Source organism: Maribacter litopenaei, assembly GCF_025244665.1.
Taxonomy (GTDB): domain Bacteria; phylum Bacteroidota; class Bacteroidia; order Flavobacteriales; family Flavobacteriaceae; genus Maribacter; species Maribacter litopenaei.
Genome location: NZ_CP104205.1, coordinates 1,204,226 through 1,230,267, shown reverse-complemented (window position 1 = coordinate 1,230,267; position 26,042 = coordinate 1,204,226). Strand labels below are relative to the sequence as shown.

Sequence of the window (26,042 nt, the reverse complement as noted above, 5' to 3'; positions counted from 1 at the left end):
CCTAACATCTAAAAACTAATAACTCATTTTAGCTGATCTTCAATGAAGTCATTGAAAGTGAACCGCCCAAAGGCTGGTCGTTAAACAATGATATTTCTTCATTCTTTTCCTTAAGGGCTATGGTATAGAGTAAAGGTAAATAATGCTCGGAGTAGGTATGGCCAAATCAAATGCCCTGCCCTGTGACCTAAAATCTATTAAAGGTTGATGGTTATCCTCCAAAATAAACCTTTTCATTTTCTCATTCGCTTCAATGGCCCAATCATATCCATAGGGGTCTCCATTTAGTTTATTCCATGCCACCATTCTCAAGTTGTGCACGATATTTCCACTCCCAACGATCAACACTCCTTTGTTCCTCAAAGCCGCCAATTCCTGTGCCAATTCATAATGGTATTTTGGAGGTTTCGAATAATCGATACTCATCTGTATCACAGGAATATCGGCATCCGGATATAAGTGTTTGATGACGCTCCATGAACCATGATCCAATCCCCATTTATCATCCAAACCCACCTCCGTTTTGGTAATCAGGTCCTTGGTACTTTGGGCCAATTCCGGACTTCCAGGAGCCGGATATTGCACATCATAGAGAGCCTGTGGAAAACCACCAAAATCGTGGATGGTTTGTGGATGCTCCATGGCCGTAACAAAGGTACCTTTGGTCTCCCAATGTGCCGAAACACACAGTATGGCATTGGGTCTTTCCAACTCGCTTCCTAGCTTCTTAAACCCCCTAACAAATTCGTTGTCCTCAATGGCATTCATGGGGCTACCATGCCCTAAAAACAATACAGGCATTTTGCCGGTATTGTCCATATGGGTGGTCATTTTATGTAATTCTCCTAACTTCATAGCTTGTGTCATAAATGGCGTAACCGCCAACGTTTTCAAAAATAACTTTCTATCCATAATGATATTTAAGGAAAATTATTTTTTTACAAATTGTAATTCTCCATTAATTCTGACCTCATCACTTACCATAACGCCTCCCGCCTCTAAGGCAGCGTTCCAGTTAAGCCCCCAATCCTTCCTGTTTATTTTTCCATTAACTGAAAAACCGGATTTCATATTACCATATGGGTCTTTCATTTGTCCGCCGTATTCCAAATGTAAATCAATTTCCTTGGCGATACCTTTCACGGTCAAAATTCCTAGTAGGGCATATGCATCCCCATCGATTTTTTTAATTGATTTTCCCTCGAAAGTAAGGTTTGGATACTTTTCCACATCAAAAAAAACGGCACTCTTAAGATGACTATCACGATCTGTATTATTTGTGTAGATGGAAGCGGCATCCAATTTTGCCACTATTTTGGATTTTGTAAAATCGTCTCCATCAATTCTTGCTTCAAAAGATGTAAACTCGCCTTTTACACTTGATATCATTAAGTGTTTTACTTTAAATGTAATTTCACTATGTGTCGGATTCAATACCCATTTTGTAGTTGTCATAATATTAGAATTTATAAAGTTTACATGTTATTGTGCCAATCCTATTTGTTTTAAAAAGGATTGATTGTCATAGAATAAATATTCTTCGGTCATCTTACCATCCTTCCAATGTCCGATGGTTGCCATTCTCAATTTGAATTTTTTACCTGTTGGAGGAATGGTTTGTCCATTCCCAAGGGGCATAGGTTCTGTAAAGGTTCCTTCAAGCTCGCCGATAACAGCTGTCCAATCTCCATTACCGAATCTAACCGGGTGCTTTTCGATACGGGTGTCAGGCGCAAAAACGAACATTGGGCTTAGGTCGTTGATATGCTGTGGATGTAGTCCTTTGGTTATACTCCCATCGGCATTGTAAACAACAATATCTTCTGAATGACTTTCACCAAAACGCTCCCATTTTTGATTGGTATAGTACTCAAAGTCCAACGTATCAAAAACAGTAAGACGGGCATTTTTTAGGGAGTCGGCTTGCTTATAAGCCTTCAATTCGGTCTCCAGTGCATCTATTTTAGACCGAAGTTGTGACGTATCATCCGAACAGCTAAAGGATAAGGTCGTAAATATGATTAGAGTCAATAGACCTTTAAGGGTTGTTTTAAAATTTGTTCTCATTTTTACATTATTAAGAATTAACAATGCAAAGATGGGAACAGATAAGACCACGGGTCTTACACTTTTCGGTAAAAGGGGTGTAGATTTAGGAAGTAAGGAGATTTTTCATGCTTTCCCGGAACTCACTGGGAGAAATTCCTGCCTTCTTTTTAAAGACGTTCGAGAAATAGGAATTCTCATTATAACCCAGTTCAAAGGCTATTTCCGATATCGTTTTGTCCGTACTGATCAGCAGGTTCTTCGCTTCTATAAGTTTACGGGTTTCAATTATTTCCGATACGCTTTGCTCCAATATGTTTTGGCAGATCAGATTCAAATTTCGGGCGGACATAAATAATTTCTCCGCATAGTATTCCACTCCTACTGGCCGTTTGTAGTTCTCCTCCAAAATCGTCAAAAAGTTCTTGAATGAAATATTTTGGGTCTTTTGCAACACATCCTTGTCCAACACCAATTTTTTGCGCTCTCCTTCAATCATGGTGAACAGTACACTGAGCAATTGCCTAATAATGGCATAATTAGGATTTTCCTGAAGTACTTCGTCCTGCATCATCTGACAGATATCCGGCAATCTTTGAAAGCAAGTGCCTTTTTCCAATTTTAAATTCGCTTGGTCATGGTATAACGAGTACAATTGAAAGGTAGTTTCGGGATAAACTCACTTTTAAAGCGAATAATCCGGATATCACAAGCTCCTTTTAAAACTTTCGGAAAGACCCGATGCACTTTACCCTTGGTCACGAAACTTACAAAGGGCGCTTCGGTTTGAACCGACTTAAAATCTATAAAATGTTCAATAGCTCCTTGACTACCGACCATTAGTTCCTCGTAATCGTGTTTATGGGGTTCATTGGGTTCAGAGGAAATTTTTGCAACCTCCTCTTCATCAACACGAAAAATTTGAAATAATTTATCCATCCGATTCAATTTCTAAAACTATTACCGAGTTCTTACAAAATGCACCAGCTCTCCTGCCTTATAAACGGACTTCCTAGGCTCCAAACAAATAAAACCATCGGCACGTGACAAACTCGTTAAATCACCGGAACCATTCTCCACAACCGGTGTAACCTGTAGGCAGCTGTCCTGCCAATGCGTACTTACCTGAATAAACCGGGTCAAAGGGGGTTGAATTTCGAGCTCAACCGTCAGTTTAGCATGTTGGTTTTCTATTTTGATTCCCCAGGAACTAAACAGCCACGGCAAAAAATATAAATGATAATTGGCAAAGGTCGATACCGGATTCCCGGGGAAGGAGAATATAACGGTATTGAATTCCTTATGGACACCGAACCAAAAGGGCTTTCCAGGGCGCTGTGCCACCCGATGGAATATCTTCTCTACTCCTAGGGCTTCCATCACATCCGGAATAAAGTCGAACTTGCCCTTTGAAACTCCACCGCTCAACATCAATACATCATTTTGCCGTAACGCAGATGATAGACCATCTTCAATACTTTTTTTATCATCCAAAAGATGTAAGGAACTTCCCTTGATTCGTAAATCGGACAATGCCGATACCATGGTAAGACTGTTTGATTTTCTAATTTGATGGGGTTCTCGGTAGTACGTCAACATCCACCAATTCATTCCCAGTGGCAATGCTGCATACGCGTGGGACCTTTTTCACCAAGACATTCGATCTCCCCACAGAAGCCATCACCCCAATTTCGGCAGGGGTTATTTTGGTTCCTTTCGACAATATTTGGGTTCCCTTGCTTTCGTCGCTCCCTTCATAGTGAATGTTCTGACCCTTGGTAACCGTTTCATTGATAGTTATACTATTATTCTCAATGGTTATATGCTCGTACATTATGACGGTGTCCGTGTGCTTGGGCAACATGGCACCCGTCATGACTTCGATGCACGCGGTTTCATCTTGAAGGGTACATTGTGCCATACCAGCACTTGCAATGTTTTCAATACTCAGATTATCAACTTTGCCTATAACGGCATCAAATTGGATTGCAATTCCATCCTTGGTTACCCGGTCAAAAGGAGGAAAATTCCTATCAGCATAAATAGGTTCATCCAAATACCTGCCAATACTATCCATCAGCGGTACTAATTCATTCCCCAGATCCAATGGAAATCCCAAAACCTTTTGTAATGCTTCCTTAAATGATATCATTTTTTGGTTTGTTGTTTGTTCCCTTCGACTACGCTTAGGGCAGGTGTTGTTGGCTTAAGTTAAAACATTTCATTTTTCGATTTTCACTTTTCACTTTAAACTATGAACTCTTCACTCTAAACTTTCAAAGTATTCCCAATCCATTCACCAATAGCACCCTAATTCCCACAATCAGGATCAATAGTGCCGTCACCCGTTTAATACCGTTCGCGGAAAGTCGCTTTAAACTGATACGTATTCCCAACTGTCCGCCTAATAGTACCGTGAGAGCCAAACACAATGTCTCTACCAAGGGGAGGGACAAGGAATTACTTGATAGTAACCCAAATAATCCGGAAACTGAATTAACCAAAATAAAGAAACTGGCCAAGGCCGCTATTTTAATGGCCTTATCCCAACGTAAATGATTTAAAATCGGTGCGCGAAAAATACCCCCGCCAATTCCTACCAAACCTGATAAAAAACCTATTCCGGCCCCTAAAAAATAGCTCAGGTAACCCGGATATTTTCTCGGTCTCTGCTACCGACTTTGCCCAATTAAAGGTTTGCAATGCCAAAAAGGTTGCCGAAAGAATCAAGGAGATGCCTAGAATAATAAAGAAGATATTTTCTTTTAAGCGGAACGAAGCCCCTAGAAAGGCCAAAGGAATACTTGTAATAATAAAAGGGAGAAAATCTTTCAACTTGGCATGCCCGTTTTTAAAATAAAGATAGGTGCTTCCGTAAACCACCACCAGGTTACAAATTAGGGCGATAGACCTAATAGCAAAAAAACTCCCCAGAAAAAGCGTTAAAAGGGCCAAGTAGCTGGAACCACCTCCAAACCCCACGGAAGAGTACAAAGTGGCCACCACAAAAAAACCCAAACATAAAAGTAGAAACTGCTCAATAGGTATTTGCATAGGAATTCAATTGGTTCATACCTCCGGCCACGTTGATATATTTTCCTGCCGGACACAATTCCTGTAACATTAAAACAGCCTTCCTACTACGGATTCCCGATTGACAAATAACATACACCGGTTTTTCAATGGCCACCTCCCCTGCTCTTTTTTCCAATTCGTTCAAAGGAATATTTTTAGCACCGTCAATAAACTTCCTTTGGAATTCCCGCTCCGTCCGAACATCCAAAAGCAACCCTTTATTATCATTTATCAGGTTTTGGATTCCAACTGCCTCAACGGACTCCAATGCCACTTCGCAGTCAAATTCATAGGAATCCTGAATCCTATTTATTTTCAGATTTTCAGGATTGCGTTTAAATTTCATGTGTTGCGTACGCTGCGATAGCGCATCATATAGCAACAATGTCTCTGATAGTACACTGCCCAATCCGCAGACAATCTTTACAACTTCCAAGGCCTGCAAATTGCCGATAATCCCGGGAAGAATTCCCAAAACACCATGTTCGTTGCAATTGGGAACCTCATCGGCCTTTGGCATATTTGGAAACAAACATCGATATGTAGGTCCGTTTTCGTAGTTAAAAACACTTACCTGTCCCTCAAAACCGTGCAAAGCTCCATATACAAAAGGCTTTTTTTGAAGTACACAAACGTCGTTTATTAGATATCGGGTAGGGAAATTATCGGTAGCATCTACCACCACATCATAGTTTTCAATAATTTTTTCGGCATTATCAGGGGCTAAATAGGTTTTATATATATGAATTGTAGTTGTTGAATTCTGTGCAGACAATTGTGCTTTTGCCATTTCCACTTTTGACTTACCTACCATGGCCTCCGTATACAATACCTGTCTGTGCAAATTGGACTTGGAAACAAGATCGGCATCCACTATTCCCAAGGTGCCCACTCCCATGGCATTCAGATAGGTCAGTACGGGCACGCCCAGGCCTCCGGCTCCTACAACAAGAATCCTGGCCTTTGCCAAAGCCACTTGCCCTTTTTCCCCGAAACCGGGCAAAATGGTCTGTCTATGGTACCTACCTTCCATTAGGCTTCCAGTTTTTGTACCGCTTCCTCATAATCCTCTTGGGAGTTGGCATTCAACAAAACTTCCGGTCTTTTAGGAAATACGAGCAGCACATCATTATTGATCAAAAACTTTCGGGGACAGGTGCCATTCCCAGCTTCCAAATAGGCTATGGAAATCTTCAAGGCTTCCGGCTCCCAAATAGCGCACAAGGGTTCTGGTAGCGGATTTTCCCTTTGTGCAAAAGCCGTGGCCATCTTTTTGGTGTCCCTTTTTTCTATCAATTCCTCGAGGGATTCCTGGTCTATCAACGGAAGGTCACATGCCAAAACCAGCCATGCAACATCAGGGTATTCCTTATGTGCTGATAACAATCCATTATACGGACCTCGAAATTCGTCTTTATCCAGAATGGTATTGAAAGTGGACGGAATGTCCCCTTGTTGATCTTGGCGCACACTCATAAATGCCTTGTCACAAACAGCCTCCAAAAGGCTATACAAATGTTCCCTTTGTGGTACACCATGATAGGAGATTAAGCCTTTATCCTGCCCCATCCGTGTGCTTTTGCCTCCGGAAAGCACCAATCCATAAATTTTAGCGTTCGTAGTCATTTTTACCTCCTGATTTTCTTTCTAACTGTACAGTAGAAATCACAATATCCTGGGACAAGGCCTTGCACATGTCATAAATGGTTAAGGCCGCAACGGAAACTCCGGTAAGCGCCTCCATTTCCACACCTGTTTTTCCATCACACTTAACGGTACAGGTAATATGAAATTGGTTATCGCCCGGAACAATATCCACATCTATTTTTGTCAGGTTGATCTGATGGCACAATGGAATCAATTCCGATGTTTTCTTGACACCCTGTATCCCCGCAATGACAGCGGTCTCGGACAATGCTTCCCTTTTTTCCCAAAAACTCCTGCTGCTGCAATTCTTTAAAAACTTCCGTAGGAAATAGAACCCTACCGGAAGCAATGGCGACCCTTGAACTATTCTGTTTTCCCGAAACATCCACCATTTCGGCATTTCCGGATGCATTGATATGTGATAATTTTTTCTCCATGGCCTACCCTCCAATCGATGTCATGGAATTGGAAAAGACATCCCGATATTTTTCTTGGGCCTCGAAACCGGTTTTTGCCCTACTGCCAACAGCTTTCAAAATTTGTTCTTCCACTTTGGATTTCGCATTTTCACTTCTCATAATGTCCCTTAGGTTTGCGCTGGGTTTTGCATACAAACAGGTAATAACATCGCCCGTGGCAGAAACCCTGAGTCGGTTACAGGTACCGCAGAAAGTCCTGCTAAACGAAGGTATCACCCCAAAAGTTCCCATATGACCGGGTATCTTATAATTTATGGAAGTGGAAGTGCTTGGTGATTCCAGTTTGTAGAAATCGGGATGGGCTTCCCTAATATGCTCCAGTATTTTTTTGTAGTCCCAAGTGATTTTTTGGAAGGTTTTTGAACCTCCATTAAAGGGCATTTCCTCCAAAAACCGAACCGATACAGGATAGTGCTTCGCCAGCTCCAAAATGGGCAGAATGTCCTGCGTATTTTGACCATCCAGGGCGATAAAATTTATGCGTACATTAAATCCCTCACTGATTAAACGAATCAGGTTGTTATGGATCGTATCGTATTGGTCCCTGCGAGTGATTCTCTCAAAAGTTGCTTTATTGATGGCATCCGAGACTCACATTGATATTTTTGATGCCCAAGGATTTTAGTTCATCTATATACGGCCCTATCAAGGTTGCGTTAGTGGTTGCCGAAATATCCTTCAAACCATCCAACTTGGCCAAGTGCCTTAACAATTCCATCAGATCCTTTCTCACAAAAGGTTCACCCCCGGTAATCCTGATTTTATCTATTCCCTGACCTACTAAAATACTGCTCAGGGTTTTCAATTCTTCAATGGTAAGCAGTTTATCGTTTTTGGCAAAGTTGATGCCTTCCGCGGGCATGCAATAGTTACATCTGAGATTGCAACGATCCGTAACCGCTAGTCTAAGGTAATTTATTGTTCTATTATGATTGTCTATCAACATATTCCTTCAATATACTCTTTTGCGTTACCAATGCAAAATGGCCAACAGTCGTTTGGTTCCTATTCCTTTTCATGGGTGAGCAGAAACCCGGACCGATTTATTTTTGAACAGTTCCTTTTTCCAAATAGGTACTGTTTCCTTTAAAGTATCTATTAAGAACCGACATGCTTCAAAACATGCTGACCTATGTGCGGATGAGGCTCCCACAATGACTACCGCATCTTGGACCTCTTTCTTGCCAACTGCATGTTTTATGACCACTTTGTTCAATTTCCATTTCTCCAAAGCGGTATCCGCCAATTTATCCATCTCTTTCAAAGCCATTGTCTCATAAGTCTCAAACTCCAAGGCCACCACTTGCTCACTATTGGTAAACTCCCTGACAGAGCCTACAAAAACACAGATACCACCACTATTTGGATGGGATAATTCCTGATACACTTTGTTGGTATCCAGATCTTGTACTATTTCTATGATCTTATTCATTAGCCTCCACTAACAGGCGGAATTATGGCCACCTCATCATTTGATTTTAATTGAACATCATCCTCTGCATATTCGCTATTTACGGCCACTGCCAAGGAGGACAATCTGGAAAGTTACGGATATCTTTTTTTTAAGACTTGTTTTAGGTCAGCTACCGAATTAGGGGATTCTTCCCCAAAATCCATATTCAGTTGGGATGTTCCAACAATGTCCTTAGCAATCCCGAAAAAAAGTAAATCCATTTGACTCGTTTTTCCAATGGGCATTCCCACTTTACCTGAACCCCTAAATTACTTATAATTCGGAAGTATCTAATGAATCAAGTGCCTATTTAACCTTTCGTTAAGTTTGAATGATACAACGATCAGCTTTGGGATTTTCCGGTAACAAAAACACCGGCTTCGGGCTTATTATAAAATTCATTGGGCATGGATTTCTTGCTTAATTCGATATTTTCAAAGTTCACTGTATTTATTTTATCCCCGATCTCCCTTCCTTCATAGGCAACCCAAGATATAGATTTAGGCAAAATAAGGTCTTCCACTTTTTGCCAATCATCATAGCGAATCCACTTTATGTTATCGGAATCCTCCCCAGTTCTGTAGGTCACCGTATAGCCTAACCAGGCCATTTGAAAAGTCTCCGGGTCGTAATGAAGGTAATACTCGTCCTTGGGCGATGTACCTACACCTGTATCATAAGTGATGCTTATTCCGGGAAAGGATTTGCCATCCACTAGTAAATCCTTGGTCTCCCCATAATTTATACCTTCATCACCCAATACAAAGGGCATTGCATAAAAATAGAACATAAGGTTGTGATAAAATACCGGGTCGCCTTGATATGTTTTTTCCGGGTCTGCGAGCCAAACCTTGTTTCCGTCAAACCCCATTTGCATATTTCCCATGGTAACTAAATCTATTCTACTTCTAAGGTCGAGAACGTGGATTTCGTTGGTCTCATCTTTCGGTATTTCAAACGAAAGTGTTCTATATTGCTTCCATGCACCATAAGTCCCATGTACATCAAATATTTTCTGCAAAGCTTCGGGGTATCTGTTTTCTACATAATTTGTTTCCGTCTTTTTAGATTGGGTGGTTTCTTTAGATGTATTTTCTTTGGCTGATTCCTTACAGCCCAAAAACAAAAGAAACATTGAGATTGGCAATAGTTGTCTTATCATTATACTAGTTTTAGTTTTTTAGTAGGTCGGTATTGAGATGGATAGTTAACAGATTAAATTATTTTTGTTTCCGATGATGAACATAAAACACATTAGTAGCCTACAAAACGACTTGATAAAAAGGACTCTTTTATTAAAGGAGAAATCTAGGGAACGAAAGAAATCCGGACTTTTCGTTCCGAAGGAAGAAAGGAAATTGAAATTGCCATCAATGCAAACTATACCATTGATACACTATTATTTTGTCCGGAACTAATCTCAAAGGAAGGTTTGGAAGCATTCATAGAAAATGCGAATACCTCTTTGATTTCGGTTAGCGCGGAAGTGTATGGTAAATTAGCTCATAGAAATACCACTGAAGGCATTATGGCCATTGCCAAAGCCAAAAACCACGACTTGGAAACCTTCACTCTTCAAAATAAAACTCCCTTAATCCTTGTAGCTGAAGCACCTGAAAAACCAGGGAATATTGGAGCCCTCTTAAGAACTGCAGATGCCGCTAACCTGGATGCCGTCTTTATCGCTAATCCTAAAACGGATCTTTACAATCCCAATATCATTCGCTCTAGTGTAGGATGTGTTTTTTCAAGAAAGATTATTGTGGCTGATACTTCCTCGATTATTTCATTTTTAAAAGAAAAGAAAATTTCAATGTATTGTGCTGCATTGAGCGCTTCCAAACCTTACACGGAGATCGACTACAAAGGGCCCACAGCCATTGTAGTGGGAACCGAGCACAGTGGACTCAGTGATGAATGGCTCTCAAATTCCACTCAAAACATTATCATTCCCATGGAAGGCGCCATCGATTCCATGAATGTTTCGGTATCCGCGGCAATACTTATCTTTGAGGCGAAACGTCAACGATTAGGATAACAAAACCGAAATTCGTTCGTTAACTTCAAAAGCCTATATGAACCACACCTTTGTTTTTTATTGTATACTAATCATCCTCATAGGGGATTTTATACTTACCACAATATTAAACTACCTCAACGCCAAGAAATTTGCAGATCCAATTCCGGCCGAAGTACAAGATGTTTATGATCCTGATGAATACAAAAAATCTCAGGAATACAAACTGGCCAATTATAGATTTGGCATTGTAACATCTACGTTTTCACTTTTACTCATTGTGGGATTTTTGGTATTTGGCGGGTTTGGCCTTGTAGACACTTTGGTAGGTAGGGTGACTGAAAACCAAATACTTCAAGCCCTGTTATTTTTTGGAATCATTATGATAGGAAGTGACTTTACGGGAACCCCTCTTTCCTATTACCAAACTTTTGTTATTGAAGAAAAATTCGGTTTCAACAAAACTACTTTAAAAACATTTCTATTGGACAAGATTAAAAGTTGGTTGATGACGATTGTCATCGGCGGAATTCTTTTATCCCTGGTTATTTGGTTCTTTCAATGGGCGGGTAAAAGTTTTTGGGTCTACACTTGGATTTTAATAGGAGTATTCACTCTGTTTATGAATTTATTCTATAGCAAATTAATCGTTCCCCTTTTCAACAAACAGGAAGCTCTTGAAGCAGGTACATTAAAACAAAAAATAGAAAAGTATGCCAGTCAGGTAGGCTTTGAACTCAATAATATTTTTGTAATCAATGGGTCCAAAAGATCTACCAAGGCAAATGCCTATTTCTCGGGTTTTGGAAAGGAAAAAAGAGTCACATTGTATGATACACTGATAAATGATTTAGAAGAGGACGAAATTGTGGCCGTTTTGGCACATGAAATTGGCCACTATAAGAAGAATCATATCATCTTCAATTTAGTGAGTTCTATTTTGCTAACAGGTTTTATGCTGTTTATACTTTCGTTATTTATAAACAATCCCAGTATTTCGCTTGCTGTAGGTGTTGACCGACCAAGTTTCCATGCCGCCTTGATAGGTTTTGGAATATTGTACAGTCCCATTTCTGAACTTACTGGATTATTAATGAATCATTTCTCAAGAAAGTTTGAATATCAGGCTGATGATTTTGCAAAAAAGACCTTCGCCGCACCTCCTTTGATTACTTCACTAAAGAAGCTTTCAAAAAATAGCCTGAGCAACCTCACCCCTCACCCAACCTATGTTTTCGTTCATTATTCGCATCCACCTTTAGTAGAAAGAATACGAAACTTAAAGGCATAATTTTTGTTGCCTAACCGCTAGGATTGTGCTAATTTTAATCTAGTATGACACAGGCCGCAATAGAAAAGGAGAACAAGTTAATAGCACAGGAGTATAAGGAACTTCTGCGCATTAGTTATCAAACACTATCCGAGGATGACAAAAAACTAATACGTAGTGCCTTTGAAGTCGCAGTAGATGCCCATAAAGATCAGCGGAGGAAATGCAGGGAGGCTTATGTGTTTCATCCTATTGCCGTAGCCAAAATAGTAGCTTCTGAAATTGGTTTGGACGCGGTAAGTATTGCCTCCGCCCTCTTGCATGATGTAGTCGAGGATACACAGTACACTTTGGATGATATTGATAGAATGTTCGGGGAAACCGTAGCTCGTATTGTAGATGGACTTACCAAAATATCCCACCTAAAAAAGGATATGAACATCTCCCAACAAGCGGAGAATTTTAGGAAAATGCTGTTGACCCTAAATGATGACGTTAGGGTTATCATTATTAAAATCGCCGATCGCTATCATAACATGCTCACCATGGACTCCATGCCCGAGCATAAACAGGTCAAAATAGCTTCAGAGACCTTGTACATCTATGCCCCTTTGGCTCATAGAATAGGGCTATACAATATAAAAACTGAACTGGAGGACCTAAGTTTAAAGTACACCGAACCCGAGGTCTATAATGATATCAAAAGTAAGATCGAAGAAAGCAAGGAAGAGCAACAAGCCTATATCGACGCATTTTCCGAGGTCATTGATAACTCCTTAAAACAGGAAGGTCTTAATTATTATATCAAAGGCCGAATGAAATCCATTTTCTCCATGCGGCGGAAAATGAAGGCACAAAATGTAGGTTTTGATGAAATCTATGATAAGTTCGCTATTCGCATTATTTATAAATCAGATGCCAAGAACGAAAAGTTTTTGGCATGGAAAATATATTCCATAGTAACGGATCACTTTACGCCCAATCCAGTACGATTACGGGATTGGATATCTTCTCCAAAATCTACTGGGTATGAAGCGCTCCATATAACCGTAATGGGTCCAAAAGGAAAATGGGTGGAAGTACAAATCAGGAGTGAGCGTATGCATGAGATTGCCGAGAAAGGGTATGCCGCTCACTTTAAATACAAACATGGAGACCAAAAAGAACAGGGGATTGAAGTCTGGCTGAACAAGTTACAAGAGGCTTTGGAAAACTCCAATTCAAACGCTGTTGATTTTGTTGAAGAGTTCAAGCTAAATCTCTATTCCAAGGAAATTTTCGTATTCACCCCCAAAGGAGAATTAAAATCATTACCGAAGGGTGCCACCCCACTGGATTTTTCATTTAACATCCATACCGAGGTGGGGATGAGAACAAGGGGTGCGAAGGTTAATGGAAAATTGGTGCCATTAAATACCACTTTACACAGTGGTGACCAGGTAGAAATCATAACCTCAGACCAAGCTAAGCCCAACCAAAACTGGTTGGATTATGCCACAACAGCAAGGGCAAGGTCCAAGATAAAATCGGTACTAAGGGAAGAAAAGAAATCTGTCGCGGAGGAAGGCAAGGAGATTTTAAGAAGAAAATTAAAATCCCAAAAAATTACCTTGAACGAGGATTCCATAAACAAAATGGTCACCTTTTTTAAGTTAAAGACCAGTCTTGACCTGTTCTATAGGGTGGGCATAGGCTCCATAGACAACCAAATGATTAGGGATTTTGCCTCGTCCTATAGCAATGCATTTATAAGCTTCTTCAAAAATAGGATCAGAAGGACTCCAGCCCCCGAAGATATCGATAGGGAAGAGATTACTTCCAAATATGATCTTTTGGTTTTTGGTAAAGAAGAGGAAAAATTGGATTATAAACTATCGCAATGCTGTAATCCTATTCCCGGTGATGACGTTTTCGGTTTTGTCAGTGTATCGGAAGGGATAAAGGTGCACAAAAAAAATTGTCCCAATGCTATTTCCCTTCAATCCAATTATGCCTACAGAATCATTAGTGCAAAATGGGTAGATTCCTCCCAAGAAGAATTTAAGGCTGATATTCAATTAACAGGTATTGACAATCTTGGTCTCGTAAGTGAGATTACAGAAGTCATTTCCGATAACATGCACGTGAATATGCGAAACCTCAACTTTAGCACGGACGGTGGCACATTCACAGGTAGAATAACCGTGGTCGTTAAAAATAAGGGAATCCTCAATAGACTCACGGAAAACCTGCAACAAATAAATGGTATAGACAAAGTGACCCGACTTTAGAAAAGGAATTAAAATTTAACTGTACCTTTGCACATTAATGTGGATTATATGACTTCTGATAAGAATCAGGAAATAGTAAAAAACGTCTTCACTTCTTTTTTGGAAGATAATGGGCACAGAAAAACGCCTGAACGCTATGCAATTCTTCAAGAAATATATGATAATGACGATCATTTCGACATTGAGTCGCTCTACATAAAAATGAAGAACAAAAATTATCGTGTAAGTAGGGCTACCTTATATAATACCATTGAACTATTATTGGACTGTAAATTAGTTCGAAAACACCAGTTCGGTAAAAATCAAGCGCAATACGAAAAATCATATTTTGACCGTCAACACGATCACGTAATCCTTACGGACACTGGCGAAGTTATGGAGTTTTGCGACCCAAGGATCCAATCGATCAAAAAAACGATAGAGGAAGTATTCGACATTAAGATCAACACACATTCGCTCTATTTTTATGGAGTAAAAAACAAATCAGAAAATACAAATAACTAACCAAGCAAGTTTATTTTAAATGGCAGTAGATTTATTGTTGGGCCTACAATGGGGGGACGAAGGAAAAGGGAAAATAGTTGATGTACTCACAAAAAATTACGATATAATTGCCCGCTTTCAGGGTGGCCCCAATGCCGGTCACACATTGGAATTTGATGGCATAAAGCACGTATTACATACTATCCCATCAGGTATTTTTCATAAAAATGCCATCAATATTGTTGGTAACGGTGTGGTCATTGACCCAGTAATTTTTAAAAAGGAAATAGACAACCTCAAGAAGTTTGACCTCGATATAAAATCAATTTTATTAATTTCCAGGAAAGCCCATCTTATCCTACCTACCCATCGATTGTTAGATGCAGCTTCTGAAGCGGCCAAAGGGAAGGCAAAGATCGGTTCTACTCTAAAAGGAATCGGCCCTACGTATATGGATAAAACGGGACGGAACGGTATGCGTATTGGAGATTTAGAATTGGATGATTGGAAAGAAAAATACAGAAGTCTTGCCAATAAGCATGAGGCCATGATCAATTTCTATGACGTGGACATCCAATATGACTTGGCGGAATTGGAAGCGGATTTCTTTAAGGCCGTAAAGGAATTGAAGGAATTAACCTTTATTGACAGCGAAGAGTATCTCTACCAGGCCCAAAAAGCGGGTAAAAAAATATTGGCTGAAGGAGCGCAAGGTTCTTTATTGGATATTGATTTTGGAACCTATCCTTATGTAACATCCTCTAATACCACTGCAGCCGGCGCCTGCACAGGGTTGGGAATTGCCCCAAACCAAATTGAGGAGGTAAAGGGAATTTTTAAGGCGTATACTACAAGGGTCGGTAGTGGATCATTCCCTACGGAGTTATTTGACAAAGTTGGTGAAACGATGGGACGGGTCGGAAATGAATTTGGCGCTACTACTGGAAGACCAAGAAGATGTGGATGGTTGGATTTGGTAGCCTTAAAATATGCCGTAAGAATAAACGGGGTAACTGAATTAATGATGATGAAGGGCGATGTACTTAGTGGGTTCGAAAAACTTAAAGTGTGCACGGCCTATAACTATAAGGGAGGGAAAATAGAGCATCTACCCTTTAATATCGAAGCTGAAAACGTAACGCCCATTTACACAGAAATGGATGGCTGGTCGGAGGACTTGACTAAAATGAGCAAAGAAGAACAGTTTCCAAAGGCTTTGAAGGACTATATTGTATTTTTAGAAAAGGAATTGGAAGTACCCATAAAAATTGTTTCCGTTGGGCGAGATAGGATCCAAACGATTCACAGGTAAATAAAAGTAGAATTCATAAATTTTAGGATAGCGGTATTGACAAAAGTCAGTATCGCTATCCTTTTTTTATTAAATTACCAATCAAACCAAAAAACTAACTAAATTATATAATGAATAAACTAAAGTTCCTCCCGTTTCTATTCATATTATTGATTTCCTGTAAATCAGAAAAAAAGAAGAAACTTCAACCGAAACGGTTGAACAGGCAACCGCTGAAGAATGGATTATTCTGTTCGACGGTGAAAGTACAGAAGGATGGCGAGCCTACAACGGGTCAGAATTACCCCCTGGTTGGATAGCCAAAGATGGCGCACTGACATTTGATACCGAATTGGGATTGGAACAGGATTATACGGGTGGTAAAGACATCATATATGGTGCTGAAGAGTTTGATAACTTTGAACTATATATTGAATGGAAATTACCCGAAGGAGGCAATAGCGGTATTTTTTATCATTTGAAGGAGGGATATGATGATCCACCTGAAGTATCACCGGAATATCAATTGATAGATGATGAAAACTATGCGAGAATACATGATTTAACCGCTTATAATAAAAGTCTTGGATATACAGAAAAGCCAGGAGGAATTAAAGCCGTTACAACAAACTGCCTCTGATTATGCTATGCACGCAGCGGATGCCAGCAAAAAAATACTGCACCCTGTTGGAGAATGGAATACTACCAAGATTGTTTTTACCCCTGAAAAGGTGGAACATTGGTTAAATGGTCAAATGGTGCTCTCCTTCGTTCCATGGTCAGAAGATTGGTATGAAAGAAAAAATTCGGACAAATGGAAAAATAGCGAGGATTATGGAAAATACAAAACCGGGTATATAGGTCTCCAAGACCATTCCAGCCCTATCTCGGTTTCGCAATATCAAAATCAAAAAACTATAGACCGAATAAGTGAAATGAGTCTAGAACCCCATGTAGATCGTAAGGTTATCCTAGACGAATTATTGCTGGCCTAACAACTTAAACTAAAGACAACAGATGAAAAAAAGGGAATTTTTAAAGAAGTCGGCCATACTTGCCTCCTCCACCGCGATTATGCCATCAATCTTTATTGCTTGCAAAGAAGAACAAAAGGCAATGACAGAAGCACCATTAACCAGACTTAGAACAGCACATATTGGCGTTGGCAATATGGGAGGGGAAGACTTAAGGGACATTTCCTCACATGCCAAGGTGGATGTAACCGCGCTTTGCGATGTAGATGCAAACAACCTCGCGGCTGCAAAAAAACTGCATCCAAATGCAAAAACCTATACAGATTATAGAGTTATGCTTGAGGAAATTGGCGATGAAATAGATGCGGTAATCGTGAGTACTCGAGACCATACTCATGCACCTGCCTCTATGATGGCCATGAACATGAACAAACCTGTTTACTGCCAAAAACCTTTGACTCATTATGTTTCGGAGGCTAGGGAAATGAAGAAATTGGCCGAGGAAAAAGGCCTGGTTACCCAAATGGGGATTCAAGTACATTCCTTTTATGACTATAAATTAGCTACATTGTTGATTCAATCCGGCATCATTGGTAAAGTACATACGGTACATGCCTGGTCTCCAAAAAATTGGGGATATGATGGCCCGTGAACCTGAAGGGTCAGATCCCGTTCCAGAATCGCTTAATTGGAATCTTTGGTTGGGAACCTCTGCAGAGCGACCCTATAAAGAAGGGGTTTATCACCCAGGTAACTGGAGAAAATTGGTAGATTATGGTTGTGGGACTCTTGGTGATATGGGCGTTCATATCTTTGATACTCCATACAACGCTCGGAACTGGATGTACCTAGGACTATTAAGAACGAATGTAGGGAACCCGATGGGTTTGGGTTTCGAGAAAAAATATTGTAACCTATGAATTTCCAGGAACCCCGCATACTGCTGAATCCTTAAAATGGATTTGGTATGATGGATCAGGAGCACCGGAAATGCATGAGGACTTAATATTACCCAATAGCGCAGCCAATAAGGAAGAAAGCTCTAAGTCCAACTCAGAGGAATCCGAAGAAGACAAAATATCTTTGGACGCTGGAATTGCGGAAGCAGGGCAACTTCCTGAGCAAGGTGCTATGTTCGTGGGTGATAAGGGAAGACTTCTACTGCCTCACTTCATGCAACTTCCCCAAAAAATAGTGGATGGCGAATATGTAGATATTTCCGAAGAAATTGCGCAGGTAGAAAAGGCAAATAATATGGGGAAACCCGTTAGGGACTATGCTTCTGAAGGACCTAAACACTACCATCAATTTGTAGATGCCTGTTTGGGAGAAGCGGAATGTAGCGCTCCTTTTTCCTACGCTTCCCGTTTGACCGAAACTATTTTACTAGGGGTCATTGCCGGTAAATTTCCCAATCAAACATTACATTGGGATGCCCAAAATGCAAAATTTGCCGAAGAGGAGGCCAATCAATATTTGGCCGGTGATTATAGGGATTTCTAAACAGTACATAAACGTTAAACTAAACAAAGGCCACTTTATCCTAGTGGCTTTTTTATGTTTATATTTAAGTGCAATTATATCCAACCAATGAAACTCAACTTTTTCTACAAAATTCTTTCCATATTAACTCTTGGATTCGGCGCCCTACTCTCATGTGAAAACCGAAAAGAACCATTAGTCGAAATCAACCCTAAAAGCAGTATCGTTCTTATAGGTAACAACCTAGGTTCCGAATGCTTAATTATGGTTTTTTTGAGACCGAAATGCAATTGAGGTTTCCGGAGGATTCGTTAAAAATCAGAAATATGTGTGATGGCGGGAATACTCCGGGTTTTCGCCCTCATTCCTCAAGGAACTCACCTTGGGCATTTCCCGGTGCAGAAAAATTTCAAACCGAATTGGCCCGGAATTCCGGTAGTGAGGGTTTTTTTCCCAGCCCCGACGAATGGTTAACCCAATTAGAAACTGATATTATCTTGGGGTTCTTTGGATATAATGAATCTTTTCAAGATCCTGATGGTCCGGAAAATTTTAAAGGAGAATTGGAAGCCTTCATTCAACATACCAAGGCCCAATCCTACAATGGAAAAAATAGCCCAAAACTAGTTTTGGTATCCCCCATCGCTTTCGAAAACCTTTCCCAAAAAATGGATATTCCCAATGGCGAAAATGAAAATGAAAATTTGAGGCTCTATACCCAGGCGATCAAGGAAGTAAGCTCAAATAATCAAGTGCCTTTTATTGACGTATTTACTCCAACTTTAGAATGGTTTGGAGGTAATGGGGACTATACAATAGACGGTTCCCAAATGAATGAAAAGGGGTATGAAAAGTTTGCGGCCTTTTTAGCGGAAACGCTTACGGGTATCACAAATGTGGGTAGTACAGCCAAACGCAAGTCCATCAACAAAATGGTGAACGAAAAAAATTATTATTGGCATAACGATTATAAGATTCCCAACGGTGTACACGCCTATGGAAGGAGGTATGATCCCTTCGGCCCGGACAATTATCCCTATGAAAAATTAAAGGTTAAAGAGATGACGGCCATTAGGGATACTGCAATTTGGTCCCTATTACAAAATAAAGACTATGACATTGCAAGAGCGGATGCAACTACCACCGTTCTGCCCGAAGTAGAAACAAATTACAATCCGGCCGACGAGGGTGAGATGATTACCTATAAGTATGGTGAAGAGGCTTTGGAAACCCTTACGGTACCAGAAGGATATAAAGTGGAATTATTTGCATCAGAAAGAGAATTCCCCGATTTGGCCAATCCCGCACAAATTTCTTTTGACAACAAAGGTCGGTTATGGGTAGCCACCCTTCCCTCCTATCCTCATTATCGCGTTGGGGATGCCAAACCCAATGACAAATTGATTATTCTTGAGGATACGGATAAGGACGGAAAAGCAGATAGGCAAACGGTTTTTGCGGACAGTCTTCACCTACCCATTGGATTTGAGTTTGCTCCCGAGGGTGTTTATCTTAGTCAAGGCACCAACCTTAAACTATTAACGGATACTGATGGAGATGACAAGGCGGATAAAATTGAAATCGTTCTAAGTGGATTTGACGATCATGATACCCATCATGCCATTTCTGCTTTTTGTGCCGATCCCTCCGGGGCCTTTTATATGGCAGAAGGAGTATTTCTTCATACGAATGTAGAGACTTCCTATGAATCTGTAAGAGGTACCAACGGTGGTTTTTATAGATACAATCCCCAACGAAAAAAGCTGGAGCGTGCCCTTCAGGTAAGTATCCCAAATCCTTGGGGAATTGCAATTGACGAATGGGGTCAGGATTTTTTCCTACACACATCCGGCCCTACGGTAAACTGGATGATGCCCAGTACCTTAAAATCCATATATGGGGTAGCATCTCCATTAACCGAGGACCTCATCGAGGAAGCACACCGGGTTAGACCTACTTCGGTTTGGAATTTATTTCAAGTAGGCACTTTCCGGATGATGTCCAAGGAGATATGATACTGGCCAATTCGATAGGTTTTTTAGGGATGAAGCAGCATCAGGTTATGGAAGATGGTACCGGTTATAAAACAAAGCACCGTCAAGATCTCATTAGCAGTACAGATAAAAACTTTAGACCTGTGGAAATGGAGTTTGCACCAGATGGCTCCCTGTATATGGTCGATTGGCACAATGTACTCATTGGACACATGCAACACAATGCAAGAGATCCATTGAGGGACCATGTGCACGGTAGAATCTACAGGATCACGTATCCTTCCGGACCGCTCGTTGAACCGGCTAAAATAGATGGTGCATCTATAGAGGTTCTATTGGACAATTTAAAACTTCCTGAATACAGAAGCCGTTATAGATCCCGACGGGAGTTGAGGTCTAGGGATACGGATGAAGTTTTAGAAAAATTGCAAACCTGGGTTTCCAACTTGGATACGGAAGACGAAAACTACGAACATCATAGATTGGAAGCCTTGTGGGTAACTTGGGGCTTAAATAAGATAGACAAGAACCTACTCGAGTACCTACTAAAGTCTAAAGACCACAGAGTACGTGCAGCTTCCGTGAGGGTTTTAAGGTATATGGGACACCAACTTGAAAATTCCCAAGAATTATTAAAAACAGCAGCAGCCGATACCCATGGCAGGGTTCGTTTAGAAGCGATAACCGCCGCGTCATGGTTACCAAAAGAGAATGGGTTAGAAATATTAGAAGTTGCAGGAAAACATCCTTTAGACCGGTGGATGGAAGACTCTTTCAAGTTTGCCGAAACAAGGCTTACCGGAAACTTTTTGGATACCGCAGAAGAAGAAAACCTTATCACCACCCTGGAGGGAGAGGATTTAGAGGTATTTGCCCAAGGAAAGAAAATATATGAGACCGAAGGCTACTGCATTACCTGTCACCAAGAAAGTGGTACCGGGCTTCAACAAGCGGGATATCCAACTTTAGTAAATCAACAATGGGTCACCGGAGATGAAGAAAGACTTATCAAATTGGCCCTACATGGACTGTATGGACCTATGGATGTAATGGGAAATCATTACGAAGGACAGGTTCCTATGATGCCATTCAAAGGATTATTGAACGACGAAGAGGTCGCAGCAGTTTTGACCTATGTAAGAAATGCATTCGGTAATAAGGCATCAGTCATAAAACCCGAATCGGTTAAAAAGATACGAGAGGCCACCAAGGACCGAAATGATTTCTATACCCCGGATGAATTGTTGGAAGAACATCCAATGAAATGAGCCATAATATGTCTTAATGCACACTGAGATGGTAATTGGCGAAATCAAAGATTCATGAACACCCTTGTAATCAAAATAAAATAATGTGAATAATTGCATCTGACCTTTGAAAAACAATAAAAAATAAACAGATGAAATAATATTTAAATGAAGACCATGAAACCCTCATCGAGGGATTTGTTATGGTAAGTTAAATACCTTTATAAAAGGAAATGTTTAAAAATAAAGCTATGAACCTAATTTTAAAAGTATGAAAGAACGAATCAATTTCAGACACCTATTGGCAGTAGCTTTAATGGTACTGGCCTTCGCGTGCAAGGAAGAGAAAAAGGAGCCCCAATTGGTGCAAGAAGAAAGTGAAAAATCCCCACATATTGTGTTTGTCACGGGGGATGAGGAATATCGTTCCGAAGAATCCATGCCCATGCTGGCCTCCATTGCCAAAAGGGAATTGAACGCAAAAGTGACAGTCTGCTATGCCTTGGACTCTACTGGCATCATCGACCCAAACAGGTTGGACCATATATCTAATTTGGAAGCCTTGGAAGATGCCGATTTAATGGTCATCTTTACCCGTTTTCGTCAACTGCCCGAGAAAGAGCGGAACCACATTGCCGATTATGTGGAATCCGGAAAACCCATTGTAGGATTTAGAACGGCTACCCACGCCTTTAATTACGAAGACCCTTCTCTCGGAATATTGGAACAACGAATGGCCTACCAAAGTATTTGGCCAACAATGGATTACTCACCATGGTCATTTTGATGATGGGAAATTTCCCGTTACGGAGGTGACCGCAATAGACTCTAGCAATGTCATCCTCAATGGATTCACACCCTTTGAGGCCTATTCTTGGCTATATCATGTGGATGGCGGGGATTGGAACCTATATGGTGATTCGAACCCTATTCTTAAAGGTCATTCCACCAAATCCCAACATGAAATCGATGGTAACTTGGATAAATTCCCACTGACCAATCCTGTTGCATGGACAAAAAGTTATACTGGTAGCAGCGGCAAAAAGGCAAGGGTCTTTTTTACAACATTGGGCCATCCCTACGATTTTAAACTACCGTGAAGTTAGGAAGATTGCGATGAACGGTATTTTTTGGGCCCTAGGAAAAGAGAATGAGATTCCAGCGAGTGGCGTGGACGTAACATTGACAAATCCGTACGAACCCAATAATTCCGGATTTGGACAAAAGTACAAGTTGAATAGAAAACCACAATCCATACAATAATTTTACTGGCTTCAATTAGAATTGAGCTATTTTCCAGGTAACCGCATCGTTCAAAAATGTGGTTTAGGTTCCAATTGAATCCTAAAACTATGCTAAGGATGTGTTGGCCAATCCTAAAAATCCTATTTTTGAAAAAAAATTAGTGTTGCGCCATACCATCTTGGGGACGTTGTTCCTTCTAGTAAACTTTTCCGTTTTTTCTCAGGAAACCTCTGAAGAGCCTAAGCAAATAAACATTGTTTATGGGGCCAACTTCACCAAAAACGAAACCGAATATCCAGGAGCTTCTATTTTTAGCAAAGATGAGAGACAGGTTCAATTTGAACATCAAGGAGCCGATTTATGGTGTGATGTAGCCATTTATTTTCAACGAGAAAACCGTCTCGGAGGCGATTGGAAATGTACTTTTAAAGCAAGGGGATTCCGTAGAGATGACCGCTAAAAAAATCAATTATCAAGGGGATGTAAAACTGGCAAAGGCATGGGGCAATGTTGTTCTAAAAAATGCCGACATGACCTTGGAAACGGATACACTTCGTTTGGACCGTATTAAACAGGAGGCATACTATCAAGATAATGGCACCGTGATAGATTCAGCGAATACCTTGACCAGTAAAATAGGTCGGTACTTTATGGAGCTAAAAAAATATCAGTTTTTGGATAGTGTTCATATTGAAAACCCGTAATACATTTTGGATTCCGAACAGTTGGATTATTATACTACCTCCAAAAATGCTTATATGTACGGGCCGTCGACTATCGTTGGGGAAACCTATAAAATATATTGTGAACGGGGGTTTTATGACACGAAAGTTGAAAGTGGCTACGGTATAAAAAATACCAAAATCAACTATAATAATCGCATCGTTGAAGGGGATAGCGTCTATTTTAACAAGGCAAGGGAATTCGCCTCAGCTACCAACAACATAACCGTCACCGATACAATAAATAATGGAGTAATCCGAGCCCATTATGCTGAAGTCCACAAGGCAAAAGATTCCGTTTTTGCCACAAAAAGGGCCGTTTCAATACTAGTGCAAGAACTGGATTCGCTTTATGTTCATGGTGATACACTAATGGTCACCGGGAAACCTGAGGAGCGAATTACACGTGCTTTTAGAAATGCTAAATTTTTCAAGAAGGACCTTAGCGGCAAGTGCGACTCCATACATTCCGAAGAAAAAACAGGCGTCACCCAACTCATTAAGAATCCAATTTTATGGAATGGAGCCAACCAGATGACCGGGGACAGTATCCACCTTATTTCCAATCTTGAAACGGAAAAATTGGACTCATTAAAGGTGCTACAAAATGCCTTTATTATTTCCTTGGACAGTATTAGCAAAACAGGGTACAATCAGGCCAAAGGCATTAATCTTTATGGGCAATTTGTTGAGAACGAGCTGAAAATCATCGACCTAGTTCAAAATACCGAGGTAATTTATTATATGTACAATGATGACGATGAACTAATTGGCATAGACAAAACAATATGCAGTGCCATTAGGATAACCATGGCCAATAATGATGTGGAAGATTTAACTTTTTTCACCAATCCGGACGGTACTATTTATACTGAGGCAGAACTTCCGAGAAAACAGTAGAATTCTACAAGGTTTTATTTGGCGGGGCGATGAACGCATAATGACCAAGGACGATATCTTTGATGAGGATGATAACAACATAGAATTGGTCACTATTAGGGGTATAGACAATCCCATTGATATTGACGCCGAAGAAAAGGAACGCAGCAAGAACGAAAGTGATCCAGTCAACAACATCCCCAATACCAAGGCTATCGATCCCGAAACAAAAATTCCACAAAAAAGTAGTACAAACTGTTCATGAAAGAGGATTTCCTCAAATATCAAGCGCAGACCTCACTTTATCCTCTTGGGTTGGAAATTTCCCATGCCAAGGGAAGTTACATCTATGATGTGGAGGGAAATGCACATTTAGATTTTGTTGCCGGGGTATCCGCATGTAGCTTAGGGCATTGCCACCCAAAAATAGTTGAAGCCATTAAAGCACAGGCAGAAAAATATATGCACGTGATGGTATATGGGGAATATGCACAGTCCCCAGCTATGGAATACACCAAATTACTTCAACAAAACCTACCTGATAATCTCGAAGTAACCTATTTAGTGAATTCGGGTACCGAAGCAATGGAGGGAGCACTTAAATTGGCCGGACGCTATACGGGTCGGTCACAGATTATAGCCGCTCACAATGCCTATCATGGGAACACCATGGGCAGTTTAAGCCTAATGGACTACGAAGAACGGAAGGCACCTTTTAGACCCTTGCTTCCGGATGTCACTCATATCCAATTCAACAATCAAGAGGATATACAACAGATTACCCAAAAAACGGCTTGTGTGGTACTCGAAACCATTCAAGGTGGCGCCGGTTTTATTATACCAGTAAAATGACTATTTGAAAAGAATAAGCGAACGATGTAAAGAGGTGGGTACCCTATTAATTTTGGATGAAATTCAACCTGGTTTTGGCAGGATCGGAAAACTTTTTGCCTTTGAGCACTTTGATTGTACCCCGGATATTTTGGTTATCGGAAAGGGAATGGCTTCCGGAATGCCAGTCGGCGCCTTTACTGCCAGCCGGACTATCATGGACAGCTTGAGCGATGGCCCTAAAATGGGACATATTACCACTTTTGGGGGAAATCCCGTAATAGCGGCTGCTGGTATGGCAACCTTAAAAGTGCTCTTGGAAACATCTTTGATATCGGAGACCCTCAAAAAGGAAAAAATATTCAGGGAAAGCCTGAAACATCCCAAAATTAAGGAGATACGAGGAATAGGCCTTATGCTGGCCTTAATTATGGAAAATCCCCAAATAGCGGATCAATTGATTTTAGAGGCCAAAAAAAACAACCTTATTTTATTTTGGCTATTATTTGAAAAAAGAGCCGTTCGCATATCCCCTCCCCTGACCATTTCGTACGATGAAATTCAAACGGGATGCAGGATTATTCTTGACATACTGGATAGACTTTAACAATAATTTGTTAACTAATTTGTTAATAAT

General features: G+C 40.5%; 29 protein-coding genes and 5 pseudogenes. 17 read left to right on the top strand and 17 right to left on the bottom strand.

The genetic code is table 11. The features are described from left to right. Positions 1-28: 28 nt before the first annotated feature. The 17 genes and pseudogenes from ygiD to NYZ99_RS06560 all read right to left on the bottom strand — a co-directional run bounded on the left by ygiD (position 29) and on the right by NYZ99_RS06560 (position 9,862). A pseudogene (gene ygiD / locus NYZ99_RS06635) lies at positions 29-855 on the bottom strand (4,5-DOPA-extradiol-dioxygenase). A gap of 75 nt (positions 856-930) precedes the next feature. Then, complete coding sequence (locus tag NYZ99_RS06630; protein WP_260574513.1) at positions 931-1,455, bottom strand: YceI family protein; 525 nt, start codon at positions 1,453-1,455, stop codon at positions 931-933. A gap of 27 nt (positions 1,456-1,482) precedes the next feature. After that, entirely contained in the window at positions 1,483-2,067 is a 585-nt protein-coding gene (locus NYZ99_RS06625; RefSeq protein ID WP_260574512.1) for an ester cyclase, read from the bottom strand. 85 nt (positions 2,068-2,152) lie between these two features. After that, positions 2,153-2,638 carry a helix-turn-helix domain-containing protein gene (locus tag NYZ99_RS06620; protein WP_260574511.1) on the bottom strand — a complete coding sequence of 162 codons (486 nt, stop codon included), beginning with the start codon at positions 2,636-2,638 and terminating at the stop codon, positions 2,153-2,155. 29 nt (positions 2,639-2,667) lie between these two features. Continuing rightward, positions 2,668-2,985, bottom strand: coding sequence for a hypothetical protein (locus tag NYZ99_RS06615; protein WP_260574509.1), 318 nt, complete (start codon positions 2,983-2,985; stop codon positions 2,668-2,670). A 21-nt stretch (positions 2,986-3,006) separates the two neighbouring features. After that, positions 3,007-3,591 (bottom strand): molybdopterin-binding protein, encoded by a 585-nt coding sequence (locus NYZ99_RS06610; RefSeq protein WP_260574507.1) that lies wholly within the window; start codon positions 3,589-3,591, stop codon positions 3,007-3,009. Between the two features lie 19 nt (positions 3,592-3,610). Beyond that, positions 3,611-4,198, bottom strand: coding sequence for a MoeA family protein (locus NYZ99_RS06605; protein ID WP_260574506.1), 588 nt, complete (start codon positions 4,196-4,198; stop codon positions 3,611-3,613). A gap of 124 nt (positions 4,199-4,322) precedes the next feature. Beyond that, positions 4,323-4,649 carry a TSUP family transporter gene (locus tag NYZ99_RS06600; RefSeq protein WP_260574505.1) on the bottom strand — a complete coding sequence of 109 codons (327 nt, stop codon included), beginning with the start codon at positions 4,647-4,649 and terminating at the stop codon, positions 4,323-4,325. Beyond that, entirely contained in the window at positions 4,588-5,100 is a 513-nt protein-coding gene (locus NYZ99_RS06595; RefSeq protein WP_260574504.1) for a TSUP family transporter, read from the bottom strand. Before NYZ99_RS06595 ends, NYZ99_RS06600 begins: the two co-directional genes overlap by 62 nt. Beyond that, positions 5,084-6,154 carry a HesA/MoeB/ThiF family protein gene (locus NYZ99_RS06590; RefSeq protein ID WP_260574503.1) on the bottom strand — a complete coding sequence of 357 codons (1,071 nt, stop codon included), beginning with the start codon at positions 6,152-6,154 and terminating at the stop codon, positions 5,084-5,086. Before NYZ99_RS06590 ends, NYZ99_RS06595 begins: the two co-directional genes overlap by 17 nt. Beyond that, positions 6,154-6,747, bottom strand: a complete 594-nt coding sequence (mobA, locus tag NYZ99_RS06585; protein ID WP_260574502.1) for a molybdenum cofactor guanylyltransferase — start codon at positions 6,745-6,747, stop codon at positions 6,154-6,156. The genes NYZ99_RS06590 and mobA overlap by 1 nt, the downstream gene beginning before the upstream one ends. Beyond that, positions 6,731-7,153, bottom strand: coding sequence for a cyclic pyranopterin monophosphate synthase (gene moaC, locus NYZ99_RS06580; RefSeq protein WP_338039357.1), 423 nt, complete (start codon positions 7,151-7,153; stop codon positions 6,731-6,733). The genes mobA and moaC overlap by 17 nt, the downstream gene beginning before the upstream one ends. Positions 7,154-7,208: 55 nt before the next feature. Next, a pseudogene (gene moaA, locus NYZ99_RS06575) lies at positions 7,209-8,193 on the bottom strand (GTP 3',8-cyclase MoaA). Positions 8,194-8,262: 69 nt separating this feature from the next. After that, positions 8,263-8,679, bottom strand: a complete 417-nt coding sequence (locus NYZ99_RS06570) for a molybdenum cofactor biosynthesis protein MoaE (protein ID WP_260574501.1) — start codon at positions 8,677-8,679, stop codon at positions 8,263-8,265. After that, a complete protein-coding gene (locus NYZ99_RS21490) occupies positions 8,679-8,783 on the bottom strand; it encodes a MoaD/ThiS family protein (protein ID WP_338039356.1) in 105 nt (34 codons plus the stop codon). Before NYZ99_RS21490 ends, NYZ99_RS06570 begins: the two co-directional genes overlap by 1 nt. A 9-nt stretch (positions 8,784-8,792) precedes the next feature. Then, entirely contained in the window at positions 8,793-8,921 is a 129-nt protein-coding gene (locus tag NYZ99_RS21485; RefSeq protein ID WP_338039355.1) for a MoaD/ThiS family protein, read from the bottom strand. Positions 8,922-9,043: 122 nt separating this feature from the next. Continuing rightward, the gene (locus NYZ99_RS06560; RefSeq protein ID WP_260574500.1) at positions 9,044-9,862 is read right to left on the bottom strand and encodes a DUF6503 family protein; all 819 of its coding nucleotides are present in this window, start codon (positions 9,860-9,862) and stop codon (positions 9,044-9,046) included. A gap of 73 nt (positions 9,863-9,935) precedes the next feature. Here NYZ99_RS06560 and NYZ99_RS06555 point away from each other — a divergent pair. The 17 genes and pseudogenes from NYZ99_RS06555 (at position 9,936) to NYZ99_RS06475 (ending at position 26,012) form a co-directional block, all read left to right on the top strand. Beyond that, a pseudogene (locus NYZ99_RS06555) lies at positions 9,936-10,738 on the top strand (TrmH family RNA methyltransferase). A gap of 37 nt (positions 10,739-10,775) precedes the next feature. Then, positions 10,776-12,008 carry a M48 family metallopeptidase gene (locus NYZ99_RS06550; protein ID WP_260574499.1) on the top strand — a complete coding sequence of 411 codons (1,233 nt, stop codon included), beginning with the start codon at positions 10,776-10,778 and terminating at the stop codon, positions 12,006-12,008. A gap of 44 nt (positions 12,009-12,052) precedes the next feature. After that, on the top strand, positions 12,053-14,257 hold the full coding sequence (locus NYZ99_RS06545; RefSeq protein ID WP_260574498.1) for a RelA/SpoT family protein: 2,205 nt from the start codon (positions 12,053-12,055) through the stop codon (positions 14,255-14,257). 48 nt (positions 14,258-14,305) lie between these two features. Continuing rightward, the gene (locus NYZ99_RS06540) at positions 14,306-14,761 is read left to right on the top strand and encodes a Fur family transcriptional regulator (protein WP_260574497.1); all 456 of its coding nucleotides are present in this window, start codon (positions 14,306-14,308) and stop codon (positions 14,759-14,761) included. Positions 14,762-14,780: 19 nt separating this feature from the next. Continuing rightward, the gene (locus NYZ99_RS06535) at positions 14,781-16,052 is read left to right on the top strand and encodes an adenylosuccinate synthase (protein WP_260574496.1); all 1,272 of its coding nucleotides are present in this window, start codon (positions 14,781-14,783) and stop codon (positions 16,050-16,052) included. A 163-nt stretch (positions 16,053-16,215) separates the two neighbouring features. After that, positions 16,216-16,671 (top strand): 3-keto-disaccharide hydrolase, encoded by a 456-nt coding sequence (locus NYZ99_RS06530; RefSeq protein WP_338039440.1) that lies wholly within the window; start codon positions 16,216-16,218, stop codon positions 16,669-16,671. Further along, on the top strand, positions 16,616-17,026 hold the full coding sequence (locus tag NYZ99_RS06525) for a 3-keto-disaccharide hydrolase (RefSeq protein ID WP_260574495.1): 411 nt from the start codon (positions 16,616-16,618) through the stop codon (positions 17,024-17,026). Before NYZ99_RS06530 ends, NYZ99_RS06525 begins: the two co-directional genes overlap by 56 nt. A 22-nt stretch (positions 17,027-17,048) precedes the next feature. After that, positions 17,049-17,657 (top strand): Gfo/Idh/MocA family protein, encoded by a 609-nt coding sequence (locus NYZ99_RS06520; RefSeq protein WP_260574494.1) that lies wholly within the window; start codon positions 17,049-17,051, stop codon positions 17,655-17,657. After that, entirely contained in the window at positions 17,644-17,925 is a 282-nt protein-coding gene (locus NYZ99_RS06515; RefSeq protein ID WP_260574493.1) for a hypothetical protein, read from the top strand. Before NYZ99_RS06520 ends, NYZ99_RS06515 begins: the two co-directional genes overlap by 14 nt. A gap of 70 nt (positions 17,926-17,995) precedes the next feature. Continuing rightward, positions 17,996-18,508, top strand: a complete 513-nt coding sequence (locus NYZ99_RS06510; RefSeq protein ID WP_260574492.1) for a hypothetical protein — start codon at positions 17,996-17,998, stop codon at positions 18,506-18,508. Between the two features lie 233 nt (positions 18,509-18,741). Next, the gene (locus NYZ99_RS06505; RefSeq protein ID WP_260574491.1) at positions 18,742-20,502 is read left to right on the top strand and encodes a PVC-type heme-binding CxxCH protein; all 1,761 of its coding nucleotides are present in this window, start codon (positions 18,742-18,744) and stop codon (positions 20,500-20,502) included. Further along, entirely contained in the window at positions 20,451-21,749 is a 1,299-nt protein-coding gene (locus NYZ99_RS06500; protein ID WP_260574490.1) for a DUF7133 domain-containing protein, read from the top strand. The genes NYZ99_RS06505 and NYZ99_RS06500 overlap by 52 nt, the downstream gene beginning before the upstream one ends. Positions 21,750-21,999: 250 nt before the next feature. Further along, the gene (locus NYZ99_RS06495; protein WP_260574489.1) at positions 22,000-22,515 is read left to right on the top strand and encodes a hypothetical protein; all 516 of its coding nucleotides are present in this window, start codon (positions 22,000-22,002) and stop codon (positions 22,513-22,515) included. 25 nt (positions 22,516-22,540) lie between these two features. After that, entirely contained in the window at positions 22,541-22,828 is a 288-nt protein-coding gene (locus NYZ99_RS06490; protein ID WP_260574488.1) for a hypothetical protein, read from the top strand. Between the two features lie 16 nt (positions 22,829-22,844). Beyond that, the gene (locus tag NYZ99_RS06485; RefSeq protein ID WP_260574487.1) at positions 22,845-22,991 is read left to right on the top strand and encodes a hypothetical protein; all 147 of its coding nucleotides are present in this window, start codon (positions 22,845-22,847) and stop codon (positions 22,989-22,991) included. A gap of 169 nt (positions 22,992-23,160) precedes the next feature. Beyond that, a pseudogene (locus tag NYZ99_RS06480) lies at positions 23,161-24,839 on the top strand (OstA-like protein). Next, positions 24,836-26,012 (top strand): annotated as a pseudogene (locus NYZ99_RS06475) (aspartate aminotransferase family protein). The pseudogenes NYZ99_RS06480 and NYZ99_RS06475 overlap by 4 nt, the downstream one beginning before the upstream one ends. Positions 26,013-26,042: the final 30 nt, after the last annotated feature.

Excerpts from the sequence above, each read along its gene's own strand:
- NYZ99_RS06630 (WP_260574513.1), bottom strand. The coding sequence starts at position 1,455 with ATGACAACTACAAAATGGGTATTGAATCCGACACATAGTGAAATTACA.
- NYZ99_RS06625 (WP_260574512.1), bottom strand. The coding sequence starts at position 2,067 with ATGAGAACAAATTTTAAAACAACCCTTAAAGGTCTATTGACTCTAATC.
- NYZ99_RS06615 (WP_260574509.1), bottom strand. The coding sequence starts at position 2,985 with ATGGATAAATTATTTCAAATTTTTCGTGTTGATGAAGAGGAGGTTGCA.
- NYZ99_RS06610 (WP_260574507.1), bottom strand. The coding sequence starts at position 3,591 with ATGGTATCGGCATTGTCCGATTTACGAATCAAGGGAAGTTCCTTACAT.
- NYZ99_RS06605 (WP_260574506.1), bottom strand. The coding sequence starts at position 4,198 with ATGATATCATTTAAGGAAGCATTACAAAAGGTTTTGGGATTTCCATTG.
- NYZ99_RS06595 (WP_260574504.1), bottom strand. The coding sequence starts at position 5,100 with ATGCAAATACCTATTGAGCAGTTTCTACTTTTATGTTTGGGTTTTTTT.
- NYZ99_RS06590 (WP_260574503.1), bottom strand. The coding sequence starts at position 6,154 with ATGGAAGGTAGGTACCATAGACAGACCATTTTGCCCGGTTTCGGGGAA.
- mobA (WP_260574502.1), bottom strand. The coding sequence starts at position 6,747 with ATGACTACGAACGCTAAAATTTATGGATTGGTGCTTTCCGGAGGCAAA.
- moaC (WP_338039357.1), bottom strand. The coding sequence starts at position 7,153 with ATGTTTCGGGAAAACAGAATAGTTCAAGGGTCGCCATTGCTTCCGGTA.
- NYZ99_RS06570 (WP_260574501.1), bottom strand. The coding sequence starts at position 8,679 with ATGAATAAGATCATAGAAATAGTACAAGATCTGGATACCAACAAAGTG.
- NYZ99_RS21485 (WP_338039355.1), bottom strand. The coding sequence starts at position 8,921 with ATGGATTTACTTTTTTTCGGGATTGCTAAGGACATTGTTGGAACATCC.
- NYZ99_RS06560 (WP_260574500.1), bottom strand. The coding sequence starts at position 9,862 with ATGATAAGACAACTATTGCCAATCTCAATGTTTCTTTTGTTTTTGGGC.
- NYZ99_RS06550 (WP_260574499.1), top strand. The coding sequence starts at position 10,776 with ATGAACCACACCTTTGTTTTTTATTGTATACTAATCATCCTCATAGGG.
- NYZ99_RS06545 (WP_260574498.1), top strand. The coding sequence starts at position 12,053 with ATGACACAGGCCGCAATAGAAAAGGAGAACAAGTTAATAGCACAGGAG.
- NYZ99_RS06540 (WP_260574497.1), top strand. The coding sequence starts at position 14,306 with ATGACTTCTGATAAGAATCAGGAAATAGTAAAAAACGTCTTCACTTCT.
- NYZ99_RS06535 (WP_260574496.1), top strand. The coding sequence starts at position 14,781 with ATGGCAGTAGATTTATTGTTGGGCCTACAATGGGGGGACGAAGGAAAA.
- NYZ99_RS06520 (WP_260574494.1), top strand. The coding sequence starts at position 17,049 with ATGAAAAAAAGGGAATTTTTAAAGAAGTCGGCCATACTTGCCTCCTCC.
- NYZ99_RS06515 (WP_260574493.1), top strand. The coding sequence starts at position 17,644 with ATGATGGCCCGTGAACCTGAAGGGTCAGATCCCGTTCCAGAATCGCTT.
- NYZ99_RS06510 (WP_260574492.1), top strand. The coding sequence starts at position 17,996 with ATGCATGAGGACTTAATATTACCCAATAGCGCAGCCAATAAGGAAGAA.
- NYZ99_RS06505 (WP_260574491.1), top strand. The coding sequence starts at position 18,742 with ATGCTTAATTATGGTTTTTTTGAGACCGAAATGCAATTGAGGTTTCCG.
- NYZ99_RS06495 (WP_260574489.1), top strand. The coding sequence starts at position 22,000 with ATGAAAGAACGAATCAATTTCAGACACCTATTGGCAGTAGCTTTAATG.
- NYZ99_RS06485 (WP_260574487.1), top strand. The coding sequence starts at position 22,845 with ATGAACGGTATTTTTTGGGCCCTAGGAAAAGAGAATGAGATTCCAGCG.